The sequence below is a fragment of the Tumebacillus avium genome, from assembly GCF_002162355.1.
Classification (GTDB): Bacteria; Bacillota; Bacilli; order Tumebacillales; family Tumebacillaceae; genus Tumebacillus_A; species Tumebacillus_A avium.
Genome location: NZ_CP021434.1, coordinates 3197301 through 3213738, shown reverse-complemented (window position 1 = coordinate 3213738; position 16438 = coordinate 3197301). Strand labels below are relative to the sequence as shown.

The 16438-nt window shown below is 54.8% G+C and carries 19 protein-coding genes; 6 read left to right on the top strand and 13 right to left on the bottom strand.

Annotated elements, in window-relative coordinates:
• Positions 1-18: 18 nt before the first annotated feature.
• The gene (locus tag CBW65_RS15525; RefSeq protein ID WP_232463343.1) at positions 19-852 is read right to left on the bottom strand and encodes an electron transfer flavoprotein subunit beta/FixA family protein; all 834 of its coding nucleotides are present in this window, start codon (positions 850-852) and stop codon (positions 19-21) included.
• A 243-nt stretch (positions 853-1095) separates the two neighbouring features.
• On the opposite strand from CBW65_RS15525, the gene CBW65_RS15520 reads away from it, so the two are divergent.
• Together CBW65_RS15520 and CBW65_RS15515 are read left to right on the top strand one after the other, a co-directional pair.
• The gene (locus tag CBW65_RS15520) at positions 1096-2379 is read left to right on the top strand and encodes a helix-turn-helix transcriptional regulator (RefSeq protein WP_087457620.1); all 1284 of its coding nucleotides are present in this window, start codon (positions 1096-1098) and stop codon (positions 2377-2379) included.
• Positions 2376-2627, top strand: coding sequence for a hypothetical protein (locus CBW65_RS15515; protein WP_087457619.1), 252 nt, complete (start codon positions 2376-2378; stop codon positions 2625-2627). The genes CBW65_RS15520 and CBW65_RS15515 overlap by 4 nt, the downstream gene beginning before the upstream one ends.
• Before the next feature lie 28 nt (positions 2628-2655).
• On the opposite strand, the gene CBW65_RS15510 is transcribed toward CBW65_RS15515, so the two are convergent.
• The 7 genes from CBW65_RS15510 to CBW65_RS15480 all read right to left on the bottom strand — a co-directional run bounded on the left by CBW65_RS15510 (position 2656) and on the right by CBW65_RS15480 (position 8536).
• Complete coding sequence (locus CBW65_RS15510) at positions 2656-2931, bottom strand: hypothetical protein (protein WP_087457618.1); 276 nt, start codon at positions 2929-2931, stop codon at positions 2656-2658.
• Between the two features lie 66 nt (positions 2932-2997).
• Complete coding sequence (locus CBW65_RS15505) at positions 2998-3426, bottom strand: hypothetical protein (protein WP_087457617.1); 429 nt, start codon at positions 3424-3426, stop codon at positions 2998-3000.
• Positions 3427-3467: 41 nt separating this feature from the next.
• Complete coding sequence (locus CBW65_RS15500; RefSeq protein ID WP_157721980.1) at positions 3468-4247, bottom strand: alpha/beta fold hydrolase; 780 nt, start codon at positions 4245-4247, stop codon at positions 3468-3470.
• 82 nt (positions 4248-4329) lie between these two features.
• Entirely contained in the window at positions 4330-5154 is an 825-nt protein-coding gene (locus CBW65_RS15495) for a diguanylate cyclase domain-containing protein (protein WP_232463543.1), read from the bottom strand.
• 35 nt (positions 5155-5189) lie between these two features.
• Positions 5190-6449, bottom strand: coding sequence for a GAF domain-containing protein (locus tag CBW65_RS15490; RefSeq protein WP_157721978.1), 1260 nt, complete (start codon positions 6447-6449; stop codon positions 5190-5192).
• A gap of 174 nt (positions 6450-6623) precedes the next feature.
• Complete coding sequence (locus CBW65_RS15485) at positions 6624-6803, bottom strand: hypothetical protein (RefSeq protein ID WP_087457613.1); 180 nt, start codon at positions 6801-6803, stop codon at positions 6624-6626.
• A gap of 89 nt (positions 6804-6892) precedes the next feature.
• Entirely contained in the window at positions 6893-8536 is a 1644-nt protein-coding gene (locus tag CBW65_RS15480; protein WP_087457612.1) for a peptide ABC transporter substrate-binding protein, read from the bottom strand.
• Positions 8537-8820: 284 nt separating this feature from the next.
• On the opposite strand from CBW65_RS15480, the gene CBW65_RS15475 reads away from it, so the two are divergent.
• Entirely contained in the window at positions 8821-9030 is a 210-nt protein-coding gene (locus CBW65_RS15475; protein WP_087457611.1) for a hypothetical protein, read from the top strand.
• Between the two features lie 49 nt (positions 9031-9079).
• On the opposite strand, the gene CBW65_RS15470 is transcribed toward CBW65_RS15475, so the two are convergent.
• The 5 genes from CBW65_RS15470 to CBW65_RS15450 all read right to left on the bottom strand — a co-directional run bounded on the left by CBW65_RS15470 (position 9080) and on the right by CBW65_RS15450 (position 14024).
• Complete coding sequence (locus tag CBW65_RS15470; protein ID WP_087457610.1) at positions 9080-10714, bottom strand: peptide ABC transporter substrate-binding protein; 1635 nt, start codon at positions 10712-10714, stop codon at positions 9080-9082.
• A gap of 176 nt (positions 10715-10890) precedes the next feature.
• Complete coding sequence (locus CBW65_RS15465; RefSeq protein ID WP_087457609.1) at positions 10891-13017, bottom strand: ATP-dependent helicase; 2127 nt, start codon at positions 13015-13017, stop codon at positions 10891-10893.
• Positions 13018-13146: 129 nt separating this feature from the next.
• Positions 13147-13350 carry an alpha/beta-type small acid-soluble spore protein gene (locus tag CBW65_RS15460; RefSeq protein ID WP_087457608.1) on the bottom strand — a complete coding sequence of 68 codons (204 nt, stop codon included), beginning with the start codon at positions 13348-13350 and terminating at the stop codon, positions 13147-13149.
• 102 nt (positions 13351-13452) lie between these two features.
• On the bottom strand, positions 13453-13653 hold the full coding sequence (locus tag CBW65_RS15455) for an alpha/beta-type small acid-soluble spore protein (RefSeq protein ID WP_087457607.1): 201 nt from the start codon (positions 13651-13653) through the stop codon (positions 13453-13455).
• Positions 13654-13823: 170 nt separating this feature from the next.
• Positions 13824-14024, bottom strand: a complete 201-nt coding sequence (locus CBW65_RS15450; RefSeq protein ID WP_087457606.1) for an alpha/beta-type small acid-soluble spore protein — start codon at positions 14022-14024, stop codon at positions 13824-13826.
• 182 nt (positions 14025-14206) lie between these two features.
• Between CBW65_RS15450 and CBW65_RS15445 the strand changes: the two genes are divergently transcribed.
• The 3 genes from CBW65_RS15445 (at position 14207) to CBW65_RS15435 (ending at position 16412) form a co-directional block, all read left to right on the top strand.
• The gene (locus CBW65_RS15445; protein WP_087457605.1) at positions 14207-15061 is read left to right on the top strand and encodes a phosphotransferase; all 855 of its coding nucleotides are present in this window, start codon (positions 14207-14209) and stop codon (positions 15059-15061) included.
• Between the two features lie 140 nt (positions 15062-15201).
• Complete coding sequence (locus CBW65_RS15440) at positions 15202-15705, top strand: RNA polymerase sigma factor (RefSeq protein WP_087457604.1); 504 nt, start codon at positions 15202-15204, stop codon at positions 15703-15705.
• Positions 15702-16412: a YjgB family protein gene (locus CBW65_RS15435; RefSeq protein WP_087457603.1), complete on the top strand. Its 711-nt coding sequence runs from the start codon at positions 15702-15704 to the stop codon at positions 16410-16412. The genes CBW65_RS15440 and CBW65_RS15435 overlap by 4 nt, the downstream gene beginning before the upstream one ends.
• Positions 16413-16438 lie beyond the last annotated feature (26 nt).

Here is a 16438-nt window from a genome sequence, read left to right as displayed (position 1 = left end):
GATGACACCTCCCTTGGTTTACCAGCCGAAGCGTGCCGGCAGTTCGGTTGCCCAGAGTTTCTCGACGACAGCCGATGCCACGCCGCCCGGCGTATCCGCTTCCAGGAACTCGGTGTTGACCTGTTTGCTTTCCGGCACCCACGTTTTGGCGACGATCGTCGGTGACCCTTTCAGGCCGATCTTGGTGCGGTCGAGGCCCGGAAAGTCTTGGGTTGTCCAAATCACCGGCTTGAACTGCGCCGCGCGGATCATGCCCGGCAGCGGAGCGCGGCGCACTTTGTTCAGCTCTTTGAGCGCCGTGATCAAAACGGGCATTTTCGTCTGCACCACTTCCACCCCGTCCTCGAGCAGGCGCTGGACGGTGATGCGGCGGTTGTCCACGTCGATGTGTTCCACTTTCGACACGTAGGTCAACTGCTCCAAGTCGAGGCGGCAGGCGATGCCCGGTCCCACTTGCCCGGTGTCGCCGTCGAGGGTCTGCTTGCCGCAGAACACGATGTCGACCGGGCCAAACTCTTCTGACACTTTTTGAATCGTTAAGCCCAGCACGTAAGAGGTGGCGAGCGTATCGGCACCTGCAAAGCCGCGGTCAGTGACGAGCACCGCATTGTCAGCGCCAAGCGAAATGCATTGTTTCAGCGACTTCTCAGCGGGCGGCGGCCCCATGCAGACCACGGTGATCTTGGCGCCTGTCGTTTCTTTGATGCGCAGCGCCTCTTCCAGTCCATGCATATCGTAAAAGTTAGCGATCGCCGGCACCCCGTCGCGAATCAAGGTGTTTGTCTTCGGGTCGATGCGGATCTCCCGGGAGTCCGGCACCTGTTTAACACAGACCACGATATGTAGCATCATGACTTCCCCCTAAACGTTTGTCCTACTTCGATACATATGAACAGACCGGGGATTGTATGAAGAAAAAAGAGATGTCAGATAACCTGACACCCCTCACTTATATTCGATGCTTTTCATTATTTTTGCTCAATCCATGAACCATCACGTTAACGTTATTAAAATTTATAACTAAATCTCTCTTTCGTTTGCATAATGATCCTTATATAATAGGTCTCAGAAAGCGATAGACACTGGAGGACACCTATGGAATCTCTTGGCCAGAAGATCAGGCAGCGGCGTCAGGAAAAGGGACTGACCCAGAGCCAGCTCGCCGAAGGTTTGGTTAGCGCCAGCGCGATCTCGCAGATTGAGGCGGACAAGATCAACCCGTCTTACAAACTGCTCTGCGGCATCGCGGAACGTCTTGAGGTTCCCCTCGACTATTTCCTGACCGAGACCGGGGAGTATCTGGAGCATTCCACTTCCCACAAGCTTGCCAAGACGTTTATCTTAGCAAAAGAATATGCGAACGCGGTTCCGATTTTGGAGAATCTGCTCGCGACAGGTGCCGGGGATGAACTCGACCTGCTGATGGACGTATCGACATGTTTTATTCATTTGAATAATTTGACCTCTGTCAAAGAGCTGTTGGAGAAAGTCATGACGATGTCCTTAAAAGCGGACGATCACCGCGCACACGTCTGGGCGCTGCACCGGCTGGGCCTTGTCTACTTCAAGCAGCACAACCTGTCGCTGGCGATGCACTACTGGCAGCGCGCGTATGACTCGCTGCTTGAAATGGGCGTTGAGGACTCGTTCCTGAAAGCGGAGATCACGACCAACTTGGCGGTCACTTACAACCGCCTCGGCCATTACGACCAGTCGACCGATCTGTTCCTCAACTCGCAGGACCTGTTAAAAAACTCGTCCAACCTGTACCACCTCGCCACCAATTATCTGGGTCTGGGGCGGTCGCATTACGGTAAAAAAGAGTACAAGCAGGCACAGGAATATTGGCAGGAAGCGATGACGCTGTTTAAAAGCCTCGATCACATCCAGTATTCGATCATGGTCAAAGAGAACTTCGCCATCTTGCGCGGGGAGCTCGGCGAACATGAAGCCGCCTTGGAAATCCTGCAGGAGTGCACCCGGCAATATGTAGAGCTGGGACTTGACCAGCTGCTTTCCAACAATCACGCCGAGATCGCGAAAGTGCTGATCCGGCTGGAGCGGGACGAAGAAGCCTCACAACACCTCGACGAGGCGTTTGCGCTCTGCCAGCCCGACTCCAAGTATCACGCCCAGTGCTACAACGTGCGCTCGCTTCTGCATGCGTTTCGCCATGAGTACGAAGCGGCGATCGAAGCAGCTCTGCAAAGCGCGGAGATCTTCCGCCTCTTGGAGATGGTGCACGACTATCACAAGCTGAGATTGCATGTCAGCGACTTGTTCAAAAAGTTGGGAGATTATAAATCTTCTACAGAAGTTCTGGAAGAAACCCAACAGTATATACAAAACTATTTTAGAGACAAGGGGATCTTATTATGAAAAAAGTACTTCTTACCGCAGTTCTGTTTGCATCTGTCGTTGCTGTGGGCTTCGGCTCTAACGCGCAAGAAACCGCATTCATCCATGATGCAGAGCCGCTCTCCCCGGTGATCGGCTTCATCCACGACGCTGAGCCGCTCCCGCACGCTCCGGTCATCGGTTTCATCCATGACGCTGAGCCGCTCCCGCACGCTCCGGTCATCGGCTTCATCCATGATGCAGAGCCGCTCTCTCCGAAAAAAGCATAACATAAACTCATCAGAAAAGCCGCTTCAATTACGAAGCGGCTTTTTCATGCTCATCTGCGCGTTCCCGAGCGGCCGACATGCGAATCCGCTCCTCGCGCACTTCTTCTTCGGTGCGCGCGATCTGTTCCTGATCGTCCATCGAAACACGCAGGCCCTGCTGTGTCCACATGTACGAGTACGGGCCGCCAAACGGCAGCATCATATGGTGTGACAGATCGATCGAGCCGAGCGTCTGCCAAGCGACGAGCAAAAAGGCAGCCACCCCGGTCATCACTTTGCGTATCCACTTCCGCAGCGCCTCCATCGTCTCACCTCCCCTACCTACAGTACGCCCGCCCGGCGCCAGGTAGAAGCATGTTTGCCGATCCGCCTACAGCTTTCCCCGCGCATCACGCTCAGCCGCAAAAAACAAGCGCCAGCGCGCCTGCTCTGCGATTCCGTCCCGCCAATAGCTCCGGTTGATCGAAAACGCCGGCAAGAGCACCCCTTCCGGCGCGGACAACAAGGGGTTGGGCAGACCGCTTTGCGCCACCCGTTTCCGCGCCCGGTGCAAACAGCCCGACAGCCGGCTGTAATAGACGTGCGCAGTGGCGTCGGCCGCATGCACCCGCTGCCAGGTGCGCGTATGGGGAGACAGCTCGCCAAATGCGAACCAGAGCAGCAAGCCCACCCCGCGCTGCCATTCCTGAAAACGCGGATCGTCCACGTCCAGCCGCTCTTCCCGCATCGCTTTTAAGTACCTCTCCGCTTCCTCCAGCTTCAGCAACACTTGCTCTTCCAGCTGTCCGCGAACGGTCATCGGCGTCACCACCTGCCTCGTACAACTCTTCACCTTCCAACCTATTCAGCCTGCTCCCCAAACTTTCCCAAAAAGCGCAAGATCGCATCCAGCACCCGCTCCGGCTGTTCGATCTGCGGGACATGTGCCGAGCGGTCGAGCACCAGCAGCTCTGCACCGGCAATGCCGCTGGCGACCTTCTCGCCGATCGGAAGCGGGATCACGCCGTCGTGCCGCCCCCAGATGACCAGCGTCGGGGCCTGTACCTCGCTCAGCCTCTCACGCAGGTCCATCGTCCGCGTCACGGCTGCCAGGCGGTCATACAAGGCACGCGCTTGGGAGGTCGCTTCCCGGCTTTGCTCCGTCTGCAGGGCATGGAACAGCTCCGGCTGGCAGAACAGCCGGCGATCCATCTCCTCCTGCGGCAAATCCGCAAGTCTCGGCACCTCAACGCCAGGCAGCCTGACGCCCGCGCTGCCGACAAGCACCAGCCCGCGCACCCGCTGTGGAGCGCACAGCGCCGCCTCCAGCGCGATCCGCCCGCCCAGCGAGTTGCCGACCCAGACCGCGTCTCTCACGCCTGCTGCGTCCAGCACACGCAGCACAAACGGCGCCAGGTCGCTCAGCTCCCTGATCGTCTCCGGCAGCTCGCCGACGCCGGAAAACCCGGGCACCTCCACCGCAAGCATCCGACCGCAGGCTTTCAGCCCCCGCATCTGGTACGCCCACACTTTGCCCGTGCTGCCAACGCCATGCAAAAACACCACCGTCTGCCCATCCGCGCTCGGCTGCTCATAGATCCGCACCGCCTGTCCGTCGACCTCCACGCTGAACCGTTTCATCCATCTCCACATCCCATCCTGAGACTCGTTACCCTCATTGTACCTCCAGGCGCGCAAAAAGACCCGGAGTTTCCTCCGGGTCTCAACTGGACTGCTCATAGTGCTCCCGCGAGCCGTCGATGCGCTCGAAGATGTGCGCCTCTTCCTCCCGCGACTGCATCTGAATCACCGTGATATCGCAGGTGACCGTAAGGCCGATCGCCGGGAACGTGTGGACGGCAAACGCTTCGGCGATGCGCACCTCGACCAGTTCGATCTCGCAATCGCTAAGGCCTTTGACGACGACGAGAAACTCATCATCGAGACAGCGGCAGATCACGTCATCGGTGCGCATCGTCCGCTTCAGCACGTACGAAGCATCGACCAGCACCTGATTGCCGATCTCAAATCCATAGCGTTCATTGATCCGCCGCATGCCGCGAATGTCGACCAGCAGGAACGAGATCGGAAAATGGTTCTCCTGCTCACAGAGCGTACGCAGTTTGCGGCGCAGGTAATGGGTCGTGTGCAGCCCGGTCAAACTATCGACAAACAAGCGCTGATCATACTCCCCTTGATACATGGCGATTCGGTTGCGCCCCATCTCTTTAGCGCCCCAGTACAGCGCCTGATCCGCTTTTTCCAGCAGATCGCTTGGGGAGAGCGCATCATGCTCCCCAAGGTGCGCGATGCCGCCGGAGATGGTGATGTTTTTCACCGTATGCCCCTGGTACACAAACTGGTGGTGCTCGATCCTCTGCCGTACCGCTTCGCCAAGCTGCACCGCCTCTGCCGTGCTGATCCGGCCGATCGCCACAAATTCCTCCCCGCCGTACCTAGCCAGCAGCAGATCGGACGGCTCGACCACCGCTTTGATCTCCCTGGCGACCTGGCGCAGCACCTCATCGCCGACGGTGTGGCCGTAGATATCGTTGTACTTCTTGAAATGATCGATGTCAAAAATCAGCAGACAGAGATCGTCCCCCGCACTTGGGCCGCTTGAAAACGGTGATTCAGTTGATCATAGAAAAACTGATAGTTGTACAGTCCGGTCAGCTTGTTGGTCACTGCCGCCCGCTCCAGCTCCTCATAAACATGATTCCGATCCAAAATGATCGACACCTGGCTGGCCAGGAAGCGCAGCTGATCCTGATGCGCTTTGCGAAAACCGTGCGAGCTGAGCTTCCACAAACAGATGATGCCAAACACGTTCGTCTGCCCGACCAGCGGGATCAGCATCACCGACCTCGCCTCCACGCCTGGCAGCCCAAAGCCGCTCTTGTCGGCATTATGCAGGATCTGCACCTGATTGGACGCGGCCGTCATCTGCAGCAATGGATGGGTCAACTGCTCGACCACCCGGCCTTCTGGATCTGCCCCGCGGTAGGTACCGTCTCCCTGCAGTTCCAGCAACATGCCGCTCGGCGAATCGGTGAACTCCTGCGCCATCGCAAATGTCCGTTTATAGATCACGCGCAACTCTTTGGAACCGGCCAGCTCCATACAGGTCTGATTGATGCGGTTTGCCCACTGCAGCCGGTTAAACGAGCGGATCATATAGGTCAAAATCGCCACCGGCACCATCAAGATCGCCAAAGTGGCTATGCCCGCATACGGCTCCATCACATAGCCCAAAAACGCCAGCGGCAACACGATCAGATAAACGAGCGACTCCCAGCGCACCGCGTCAAAACAAGTCTTGAGCTTAAAATGCGACGTCTGCAAAAAGAGCATCAGATTGATGATCAAATGATTGAAGAAAAAGAACACCGCCGCCACCGTGATCAATTTGGCCACCGTATAGCCTGTCGAGACCTGCCCGTCAAACACATACTCCGTCACCAGCGCAAACACGGCGTACCCAGCGACCAGACACAGCACCTTGAGCGCCGGATTGAGCAGCACCGCCATCTTCCGCGTCCCGCGCAGCATCAGCAGCGAGGCGATCAGCTCCCCGATAAAATTGACCCACAGCGTTGTCGCTGCATCAAAGCTGAGTACCAGATAAAACGTAAAAACCAGTTCCAAACTGACCAGCATCGACGGGAGCGTGACAGGAAACAGCACGGTCAACGCGATCAGAGGAACCGCAAGCAACAGCACCAGCCAGAAATCGGCCACACCCGCAATCGGATGTTGGAACAGGTAGTACAGGGCTGTCCCGATCAACAACACTTCACAAAGTCTGCCGGTCTGCCGCCACCATCTCCCGTACCTTGTCACCAGGTCTCATCCTCCGTCTCCCAAGAATCATCCCCGCATGTAACTTCATGTATATGAGAGATTGCTAGAAATTTGCCTTTTTCGATGCAATTTTGATACTACTTTTGTTCTATGTCGATTTACGCAAAAAAAGACACTCCGGAGAGCATCTTTTGTCGTTTCTTATGTCGAGGCCTATGCCTGTTGCTGCTTGGCTTCCCACTCTTCGGCCAGTTCCCAGCCGACGACAGCATCCTGGACGCCAGGGCGCATCGTTTTCATAAACTCAATCGCTTCCTCGACAGACGCGGCATCTGTCACGCGTGCTTTTTGACAGGAGCCGTCTTTCATCACCAACGTTAATTTCACATGCATCAAGAATCCCTCCCTGTTCCTATGTAGTATAACAAAAAAAGAAACCCCCGCAAATTGCGGGGGTTCCGTTGTCATCGCAGGGTAAGAGATTACTCTTTGCCTTCGACGTAGGTGTACTTGAGGTCGTAGTCCGGACCAAAGTTGCGCGGAGTCCAGTCCTTGATGTACGGACGGGATACGCGAGCAACTGCGCGGTGAACGATCGGGCCGATCGGCATATCGTCCATGAGGATCTTCTCTGCTTCGTAGAGGTAACCCATACGCTTCTTCGCATCCGGCTCAGCTTGAGCCTTCTTGATGAGGTCGTCGTACTTGGTGTTGGAGTAGCCGGCTTCGTTGAAGTCGCCGTCAGTGATCCACATGTCAAGGAAGGTCATCGGATCGTTGTAGTCAGCGCCCCAGAAGGAGAATACGATGTCGAAGTCGCCTTGTTGGGAACGTTGCAGACGCAGTTTGAACGGAACGTTCTCGATCTCTACGTCAACGCCCAGAGCAGTTCTCCATTGTTCCTTGATGAACTCACCGGATTTCTTGGAGGTGTCGCCATCGTCCATCAGCAGTTTGATGGTCGGCATCTTATCGAGGCCAACTTCTTTCAGACCTTCAGTAAGCAGTTCTTTTGCTTTTGCAGCGTTTTCAGCACGGTTGATCAGGTCGCCGTTGTCCTTACGGAACTCGCCGCCTTCACCGTTGGAAGTTCCCGGCGGTACAAGACCGGTCGCGCCGATGGAACCGTTGTGGTAGATGATGTCAGACCAAGCATCGCCGTCGATGGATACGGTCAGAGCCTTGCGGATCTTCGCGTTGGTCAGAGCTTTTACTTTCTTTTCGTTGAACTGCAGGTAACCAACTGTCAGTTCAGCTTGAGTGGAGTATTCCGGGGTATCTTTATAGCGATCCACTTGGTCACGCACCAGGGAGAAGCGGTCGATTTGACCTGCCAGGTACAGGTTTTCCAGAGCGGAGGAGTCTTTTACGATTTGGTAGTTAACGGTTTCGAGCTTAACGTTTTCAGCATCCCAGTAGTTTTCGTTCTTCTTCATTACTGCGGATTGCTCATGTACCCATTCGGTCAGCTTGAACGGACCGTTGAACAGAGCTTTGTCAACGTCAGCGCCGAATTTGTCGCCTTGTTGTTCAACGTAAGCTTGCTTTTGCGGGTAGAACAGCGGGAACGCCATTTGCTCCAGGAAGAACGGAATCGGGTTAACGAGTTGAACTTCCAGAGTCTTGTCGTCTTTCGCTTTTACTGCTACATCTTCAGCAGTGCCTTTGCCGCCGTTGAATTCAGCGCCGCCTTTGATCCAGGTCATCATGAACGCGTACTGCGATGCAGTTTCCGGGTCCAGCGTGCGCTTCCAAGAAAATTCAAAGTCTTGAGCGGTTACGTTCGAACCGTCAGACCATTTCGCGTCGTCACGGATGGTGAAGGTGTAGGTGAGACCGTCCGGAGAAACGACCCAGTCTTTCGCTACGCCTGCAGTTGCTTTGCCGTCTTTGTCCAGACGGATCAGACCTTCGTTGGTTTGACCGAGAACGGTGAAACCGATGGTATCAGTTGCCAGAGACGGGTCGAGGGACGGAATTTCGGAAGTCAGGTACAGGTTCAGTTCCTGTGCTTCTTTAGCGCCAGTTTCGCCGCCTTTTTCTTCTTGATCACCGCAGCCAACAAGAGCCACAGAGGACAGCATGGTTACTGCCAGGCCAATACCAACCCACTTTTTCGTGTTCATCTCGTAAAACCCCCATTTCGTATTCTTCCCAGTCATAAAAGTCGCTGGGTAATTTGTTGTCTAAATTCATAGACAATTTTGTTTTCTGTATTTGTTGATAATATAGCATGTTTCGACAAGCAAAGCAATAGCTTAAACAATTCTTTAGAGTCGTTAAAGTTTGAGAGTAAACTTAATCTAGATCACCTCTATCTCTCTATAATCTATGTTACTTGTCCGTAAAAAATACCGCATGAAATCCCCGGTCATTTGCAGATGCTAGAGCAGAAAGGGGTGTTGCGAGCATGGATTGGATCGAGCAGCTGCAAGCGCGCCTGCAGACGGCCGACACGGCCCAGATGAGCATCGACGGCCAGATCTGGACGATCGAGCAGCAGGACGGCGGATACCGCTTCACAAACAGCTTCGGACGGCAGGAACACTTCAAATCGGAAGATGAGCTGATCAGCGCCATCCAGTCGTGGTACGAGAATCCGGTAACTGTCGTCTTGTAAGCAAAAAGAGTCGCCCCGATTGGGGCGACTCTTTGAGTGAAGACAGATACTACTTGCCTTCTACATATGCGTCGATGAGATCGTAGTCCGGACCGTAGGACAGAATGCGGAAGTCCTTCACGTACGGCTTCATGATGAATGCGCGGCCGCGGAAGGTCAACGGACCGATCGGCATTTCCTTCATCAGGAGTTTCTCTGCATCGTACAGGTAGTTCATGCGCTTCTTCGCGTCGGTTTCGAGCTGAGCTTTCTTGATGAGCTCATCGTATTCCGTGTTCGACCATTTCGGATCGTTGAAGTCACCGTCGGTTACGAACATGTCGAGGAAGGTCATCGGATCGTTGTAGTCAGCGCCCCACAGGGAGATTACGATATCGAAATCGTGGCCGTGGGATTTTTCCAGACGCAGTTTGTACGGAACGTTTTCAACTTCGACATCAACGCCGAGGTTTTGACGGATCTGCTCTTTTACGAACTCAGCAGCTTTCTTACCGACGTCGCCGTCGTCAGCCAGCAGCTTGACTTTCGGGAATTCGGTCAGGCCGACTTCTTTCAAGCCTTCTTGCAGGGTAGCTTTCGCTTTGGACAGGTTCTCTTTGCGGTTGATCAGGTCGCCGACATCTTTCGTGAAGTCGCCGCCTTGACCGTTGGAGATACCTTTCGGAGCGTAGCCGGTCGCGCCAACGGAACCGTTGTGGTAGATTACGTCTGCGTATGCTTCGCCGTCTACAGCCCAGGTCAGAGCTTGACGAACTTTTGCAGAGGTGAACGCTTTCACGCGCTGGTTGTATTGCAGGTAAGCGGTGGTCAACTCCGGAACTGCTGCGAATTCAGCAGAGTCTTTGTAGTTGTCAACTTGGTCGCGCACGAGACCGGTGCGGTCGATCATGCCGGACTCATACAGGTTGACAGCCGCGTTGCTGTCTTTAACTACTTGGTAGTTAACTTTATCAAGTTTCACGCGCTTTGCATTCCAGTAGGTGTCGTTCTTTTCGATGACAGCAGATTGCTCATGCTCCCATGCGGTCATCTTGAACGGACCGTTGTACAGAGCGGTGTTTGCATCCGAGCCGTATTTGTCGCCTTGAGCTTCTACGAACTTCTGGTTTTGCGGGAAGAAGGTCGGGAACGCCATTTGCTCAACGAAGAACGGGATCGGATGATCCAGGGTAACTTCGAGAGTTTTGTCGTCTTTCGCTTTTACCGCAACTTGGTCAGCAGAGCCTTTGCCAGCGTTGTAGTCAGCGCCGCCTTTGATCCATGCAACCATGAAGGAGTACTGAGCGCCGGTGTCCGGGTTCAGGGTGCGCTTGAAGGAGTATTCGAAGTCTTTCGCGGTTACCGTGTCACCGTTCGACCACTTCGCATCATCGCGCAGGTGGAAGGTGTAGGTCAGGCCGTCCGGGGAAACTTCCCACTTCTCAGCTACGCCAGCTTCCGGCGTGCCGTCTTTGCCGGTGCGAACGAGACCTTCGTTAACTTGTGCAAACATGGTGAAGGAGAGCGTGTTGGTCGCCTTCGAGATGTCCATCGTCGGGATTTCATCGGTGAGTGCCAAGTTCAGTTCTTGCGCTTCTTTCTTGTCGGTGCCGGTACCCGGAGTGCTTTCTTCGCTGCCGCAGCCTACAGCCAGAGTCGCAGCCATGGAAGCAGCCAGACCAATTGTGAGCCATTTCTTTGCCATCGTTCATAAACCCCCTATGTGATCTTCATGTAACAAACATGTAATTTCTCTGTAATCTTTCTGACAAATATCTTGCTGAAATCAATATAGCAAGCAAAAGAGATTTGTGCAAGTCCTTTTTTTGAAAATTATATAAGAGTCGTGCAAAATAAAAAACGGCTCCCCTGACGGGAAGCCTATATTTTCTCGAGTCTTGTAAAACGAGGCAAAACTTTCTTCTCGCCGATCGACGGGTGGAACATCACCGTCAGCTCCAGCGTCTCCTCTTCCCCGCGCTTGTCGAGGACCATACCCTGGCCCCATTGCGGGTGCTTCAGCATGTCGCCCGACTTCCAGACGATGTCCGATTCGACGTAGCCGACCGTGCGGTCCACGAACTCCTCAGGGATCTCGTCGAGAAAGCGCGACGGGTCGTTGCGCTGCGTGTTGCCAAACAAGGTGCGCTCGGCGCAGTGCAGCATGTGCAGCTTCTCTTTGGCGCGCGTGATCCCGACATAGGCCAGGTTGCGCTCCTCCTCGATGCCTTTGATGTCATCCATCGAGCGCATGTGCGGGAAGATCGTCTCTTCGCAGCCGATGATGAAGACGGTCGGGAACTCCAGTCCTTTGGAGGCGTGCATCGTCATCATCAGCACCGCTTCGCCGTCTTCCCCTTTTTCCTTGTCGTTGTCGGAGAGCAGCGACACTTCGGCCAGGAAGTCGCCGACCGATCCGCCGCGGCGGCGGTCAAACGACTTGGTGATCGAGAACATCTCCTCGATGTTCTCAAGGCGCATCACATCTTCTTCTTTTGACGAGTGCGCATACATCTGGCGGTACCCGGTCTTCTCCAGCACTTCTCCCAGATACTCCGTCACCGACAGCCCTTCCTGACAGACGTGCAGATATTTCATCATGTCATGAAAGTCCTTGCAGGACTGCGCCGTCTTGGACGGCAGCCCGTTCTCCTCCGGGAAGCCCATCGCTTCGAGCAGGGTCAAGTCGCGGTCGTGCGCGTAATCGAGCAGCTTTTGAATCGTGCCAGGTCCAATCGAGCGCTTCGGCGCATTGATGATCCGCAGCAAAGAGATCTCATCCTGCGGATTGGCCAGCGTTTTCAGATAGGCCATCACGTCTTTGATCTCGCGGCGGTCATAGAACGTCATGCCGCCCAGGATCTTGTACGGGATCGCCGCCTGCAAAAACGCTTCCTCGACGATGCGCGACATCGCGTTCGCCCGGTAGAGCACGGTGCAGTCGCCAAAAGCACCGCCGTTGTCCTTGTGGTTCTTGACCTGCTGCACGATATAGTGCGCTTCATCCTCCTGGTCGATCGCGGTGTAGAGCGAGATCTTGTCGCCCTGCCCTTTTTGCGACCACAACGCTTTGTCTTTGCGCGTCGTGTTGTTGCGGATGACGGCGTTGGCCGCATCGAGGATCGTCGAGGTGGAGCGGTAGTTCTGCTCCAGCTTGATCACAGTTGCTTCCGGATAGTCTTTTTCGAAATTGAGGATGTTCGAGATGTCCGCCCCGCGCCAGGCGTAGATCGCCTGGTCCCCGTCGCCGACGACGCACAGGTTGCGGTATTTTTCGGCGAGCAGCTTGACCATCTTGTACTGCGCGCGGTTGGTGTCCTGATATTCGTCGACGTGGATGTAGCGGAATTTGTTCTGGTATTGTTCCAGAACTTCCGGCTGCGTTTCGAACAGCTCGACCGTTTTCATGATCAGATCGTCAAAATCCATCGCGTTAAAATCCTGCAGTTTGCGCTGATAGACCCGGTACACTTGGCTGGCGGCGATATCCTGCAGCTTTTTGCCTGCCGTCTGAGCAAAATCGTCCGGCGTCATCAGCTCATTTTTAGCGGCTGAGATGCGCCATTGAATCGAGTTGGGGTCAAATTTCTTAATGTCTAAGTTCAAGTCGAGCATCGACTGCTTGACTGCTGCCACTTGGTCATCCGAATCGAGAATCGTAAAGTTGTTCTGATAGCCGATCTTTTCCGCTTCGCGGCGCAAGATGCGCACGCACATCGAGTGGAAGGTGCTCATCCAAAGATCTTCCGCCGCATCGCCGACGAGCTTACGCACGCGCTCGTTCATCTCCTTGGCGGCTTTGTTGGTGAATGTGATCGCCAGGATGTTAAACGGCGACACCCCGCGGACGCCAAGCAGATACGCGATCCGGCGCGTCAGAACGCTCGTCTTGCCCGATCCGGCGCCTGCCAGGATCAAGAGCGCACCTTCTGTCGCCTCGACCGCCGCTTTTTGCTCGGGATTGAGACCTTTGACAATTTGAGCCGGCTGTATGGTTTGTGTCGTCATTCCTGCGCAACCTCCCTGTTCAGACTTCTATTTTCTCAACGGGGCAGGCAAGCTGTCAAGGAACGAAAAGAGCCTCCTCAAGTGAGGAGGCTCTGCTATCAGCTATTTAGTTTTGCGTGTTGCGTGTGCTTAGCGTTGTTGGCCGCTCAGAGCTTGCTCTGCGAATGCTACCAGACGCTTGGTGATTTCGCCGCCGACGGAACCGTTCAGACGGGACGGAGTTTCACCGCCGAGGTTAACACCGAACTCGGAAGCGATTTCGTACTTCATTTGATCCAGAGCGCGAGACGCGCCGTTCACCAGGATTTGATTCGAGTTGTTGTTGTTTGCCATTGTAAGGCACCTCCTGTATTTGATGTGCGTTTATTTTGTCCTGTTCCGTGAAGCTTATACCATCAACTTCTTACCAGTTTGCCGCTGTACCAACCGTTTTTATTATTGACGGCCGGACATGGCTTGTTCTGCAAATGCTACGAGGCGCTTCGTGATCTCGCCGCCTACCGACCCGTTCAGACGGGACGGGGTTTCACCACCCAGGTTGACACCAAACTCAGAAGCAATTTCGTACTTCATTTGATCCAGAGCGCGTTCTGCACCTTGTACCAGCTTTTGATTACGATTGTTGTTGTTTGCCACTGTAGGTCACCTCCTTGATGGGATTGGTCTTATTATGGTTGGTTGGCCCCTTCTCCATACACCCTTTTTTCTGGAATTTTTTAGTTCCGGAAAGCCTCGGAATGTGGAGAGGAAAGGAGACCCCCCTCGCGGGAAGTCTCCTTTCGCTTACAGGGAATATTCAGTTGGCATTACTGACGACCAGCCATCGCCTGTTCTGCAAAAGCAACCAGACGCTTGGTGATCTCGCCGCCGACGGAACCATTCAGACGGGAAGGAGTTTCACCGCCCAGGTTTACGCCGAACTCGGAAGCGATTTCGTACTTCATTTGGTCGAGGGCGCGAGCTGCACCGTTCACCAGGATTTGGTTCGAGTTGTTGTTGTTCGCCATGTGTGTCTCACCTCCTCGTTGAGTGTGTCTATAGAATGCCACCTGTGGCGAATTGAATACACCTATTGTGCTGGAAATGTTATCTAGGGATGGAAAAGCTGTGCGTCTCCGGCAAAGACCCAAGAAATAGAGTGTGCAGGTTTGCCCTTTTTATGCAAAATGGAGAAAAGGGGTGAGAGCTGATGATCGAGAGCGTCTATCGCAAGCATCCGCAATTGCGGCCGGAAGGGGCGCGGGCTGTGGCGCACGGCTGGGCCAATCAGGTGTGGATCGTCGGCGAGCGGCTGGTGTTTCGTTTTCCGCGCACCGAGCAGGGCAAGCGCGAACTTTGGCAGGAAGAGCAGGTGCTGCCGGAGCTCGCAGGAAAACTCGGGGTGGGGATCCCGGAGTTTTTGTACCGTTCGGAGGCGGATGAAGATGTGACTTACGCGGGCTACCGGCAGATTCCCGGCTCGCAGTTGACAGCAGAAGTTTTTTCGAACATGACGTCTGCAGAAAAAATGGAATTGGCTGTAACGCTTGGGAGCTTTTTGACGACTTTACATATACATGAACCTACTATTCAATTGCCAATGATTGCAAAAGAGCACTGGGCCGCTTTTTACCGGGAGATTGAAGCGAAGGCGTTTCCTTTGTTGAATGGCGTGGAGCAGGACTGGACGCGGGAACTGTTTCGCGATTTTTTGCAAGATCCGGAAAACTTTGCGTACACGCCGCGGCTTTTGCATGGCGATCTCAGTGCGGATCACCTGCTAGCCTGCTCCGGGAGGCTGACCGGCGTGATCGATTTTGGTGATTTGCGGATCGGCGACCCGGCGTATGATTTTGTGGGGCTTTATGTGGAATATGGCGCAACGTTCACTCAGGAGGTGCTGGCTCACTACAAGTTGCCGCAGGATGAGAAGTTTTGGCAGCGGGTGAGCGGATTTTATAGCGGGCGGCTTTCTTTTCACAGCATCTTATACGGACTGGATACAGGCAGCGACCGGCACGTGCAAGCCGGGCTTGAGAATTTGCGAAAAACAGCCAGCCTGTAACAGGGCGGGCTCTTTGCGTTGGCTGAATCTGGAGCGGTATACTTGATGTATATTTATTGAAGGAACGTTTTTTTTACTGTAACAATCAGCATGCCAAAACGTCTACTTCGAGGAGACCATTCTAACAAAGAGGAGCCCGCATGAGCGAACCGTCAAAACAAGAAGCGATTGAAGGGCTGTTTGCCTTATATGCCGATGAAATCTACCGCTATGCCCGGTATACCCTGCAGGACCACGCAGAAGCAAAAGATGTGGTGCAGGAAGTGTTTTTCCGGGCCTTTCAGCGCTGGGACAGCTTTCGTCATGACTCCAGTTACAAAACGTGGCTGCTCACCATCGCGCGCAATTATATGTACGATCTGCTTCGTAAAAAGAAGACCCGGCTGCGCGTCCTGACCCAGTGGTTTACGAGACAGGAAGACATTCACCCGCTGGCCGGGGTGGAGGAACGAATGGTGCTTGAAGAGAGCCTGGCGCTGCTGAAGGAATCCTACCGGCAAGTGATCATCCTCCGCCACGTGCAGGAGCTGTCGGTGGCCGAGACGGCGGAAGTGCTGGGCTGGACGGAAGGTAAAGTCCGCACCACGCTGCACCGGGCGCTGCACAAACTGCGTGAACTGACGGAAGGAGATGATGAATCATGAAATCGGATCACGAGCCCAACTGGTCAGAGCTTTCCCGGCAAGAGCTCAGCCGTGAAGACAGGCAAGCGATCTGGGAGGGGCTCCATCAGCGCATCACCCAGTGGGAGCAAGAGCAGCCCAAGCGCCGGCAAAAGCGGGTTGGGCGGCTGGCCATCCTCTCCTTTGCCGCAACGGCCGCTGTGGGCGCGATGTTGTTTGCGCTCCCCCAGTTGCGTGACGACCCGCAGCAGGCAGCGCCACCGACCGCCCGGGAAACGAAGCAGGTCACCGAGCCAAGCCAGTTGATACAACAAATCCTGGCGTCCGCGCAGCTTGGCCACGTGCCGGACAGTCCCTATACAGCCGGAGTGACCAAGATCAGCGAGGTCGAGCAGGATTTGGGCCCGGCCAATCGTGTGGATACGGCAGGCGAAGGCCGTTATGCTACATATGAGACGATAGGGTTTGCTTTCGGGTTTGATGAAGACGGTCAAGTGTTTGACGTGCGCTCTTACCGCCCGGCGCTGCAGATCCTTCGCTACGAGGACGTCCAATCGGTGCTCGGTCGGCCACGGCAGATCTCTTATTATGAAGATAAGCAGACCACCCAGGACATCCTGCACTACCAAGCCGGAACTGCGTTCGACCTGCTCCTGATCTTCCCCCGCCCTACCGCCAAACAGCCGAACCCACATCTGCACCATATTTCTGTGGTAGAGTTTAAATAAAAAACACTCTCCGCGGAGAGTATTTT

What these genes read in the sequence shown, in the direction of transcription:
- CBW65_RS15510 (WP_087457618.1), bottom strand. Translation starts at nt 2,931, where the DNA reads ATGGAGGCGCTGCGGAAGTGGATACGCAAAGTGATGACCGGGGTGGCT.
- CBW65_RS15485 (WP_087457613.1), bottom strand. Translation starts at nt 6,803, where the DNA reads ATGCATGTGAAATTAACGTTGGTGATGAAAGACGGCTCCTGTCAAAAA.
- CBW65_RS15515 (WP_087457619.1), top strand. Translation starts at nt 2,376, where the DNA reads ATGAAAAAAGTACTTCTTACCGCAGTTCTGTTTGCATCTGTCGTTGCT.
- CBW65_RS15475 (WP_087457611.1), top strand. Translation starts at nt 8,821, where the DNA reads ATGGATTGGATCGAGCAGCTGCAAGCGCGCCTGCAGACGGCCGACACG.
- CBW65_RS15500 (WP_157721980.1), bottom strand. Translation starts at nt 4,247, where the DNA reads ATGAAACGGTTCAGCGTGGAGGTCGACGGACAGGCGGTGCGGATCTAT.
- CBW65_RS15465 (WP_087457609.1), bottom strand. Translation starts at nt 13,017, where the DNA reads ATGACGACACAAACCATACAGCCGGCTCAAATTGTCAAAGGTCTCAAT.
- CBW65_RS15460 (WP_087457608.1), bottom strand. Translation starts at nt 13,350, where the DNA reads ATGGCAAACAACAACAACTCGAATCAAATCCTGGTGAACGGCGCGTCT.
- CBW65_RS15480 (WP_087457612.1), bottom strand. Translation starts at nt 8,536, where the DNA reads ATGAACACGAAAAAGTGGGTTGGTATTGGCCTGGCAGTAACCATGCTG.
- CBW65_RS15525 (WP_232463343.1), bottom strand. Translation starts at nt 852, where the DNA reads ATGATGCTACATATCGTGGTCTGTGTTAAACAGGTGCCGGACTCCCGG.
- CBW65_RS15450 (WP_087457606.1), bottom strand. Translation starts at nt 14,024, where the DNA reads ATGGCGAACAACAACAACTCGAACCAAATCCTGGTGAACGGTGCAGCT.
- CBW65_RS15440 (WP_087457604.1), top strand. Translation starts at nt 15,202, where the DNA reads ATGAGCGAACCGTCAAAACAAGAAGCGATTGAAGGGCTGTTTGCCTTA.
- CBW65_RS15445 (WP_087457605.1), top strand. Translation starts at nt 14,207, where the DNA reads ATGATCGAGAGCGTCTATCGCAAGCATCCGCAATTGCGGCCGGAAGGG.
- CBW65_RS15470 (WP_087457610.1), bottom strand. Translation starts at nt 10,714, where the DNA reads ATGGCAAAGAAATGGCTCACAATTGGTCTGGCTGCTTCCATGGCTGCG.
- CBW65_RS15435 (WP_087457603.1), top strand. Translation starts at nt 15,702, where the DNA reads ATGAAATCGGATCACGAGCCCAACTGGTCAGAGCTTTCCCGGCAAGAG.
- CBW65_RS15505 (WP_087457617.1), bottom strand. Translation starts at nt 3,426, where the DNA reads ATGACCGTTCGCGGACAGCTGGAAGAGCAAGTGTTGCTGAAGCTGGAG.
- CBW65_RS15520 (WP_087457620.1), top strand. Translation starts at nt 1,096, where the DNA reads ATGGAATCTCTTGGCCAGAAGATCAGGCAGCGGCGTCAGGAAAAGGGA.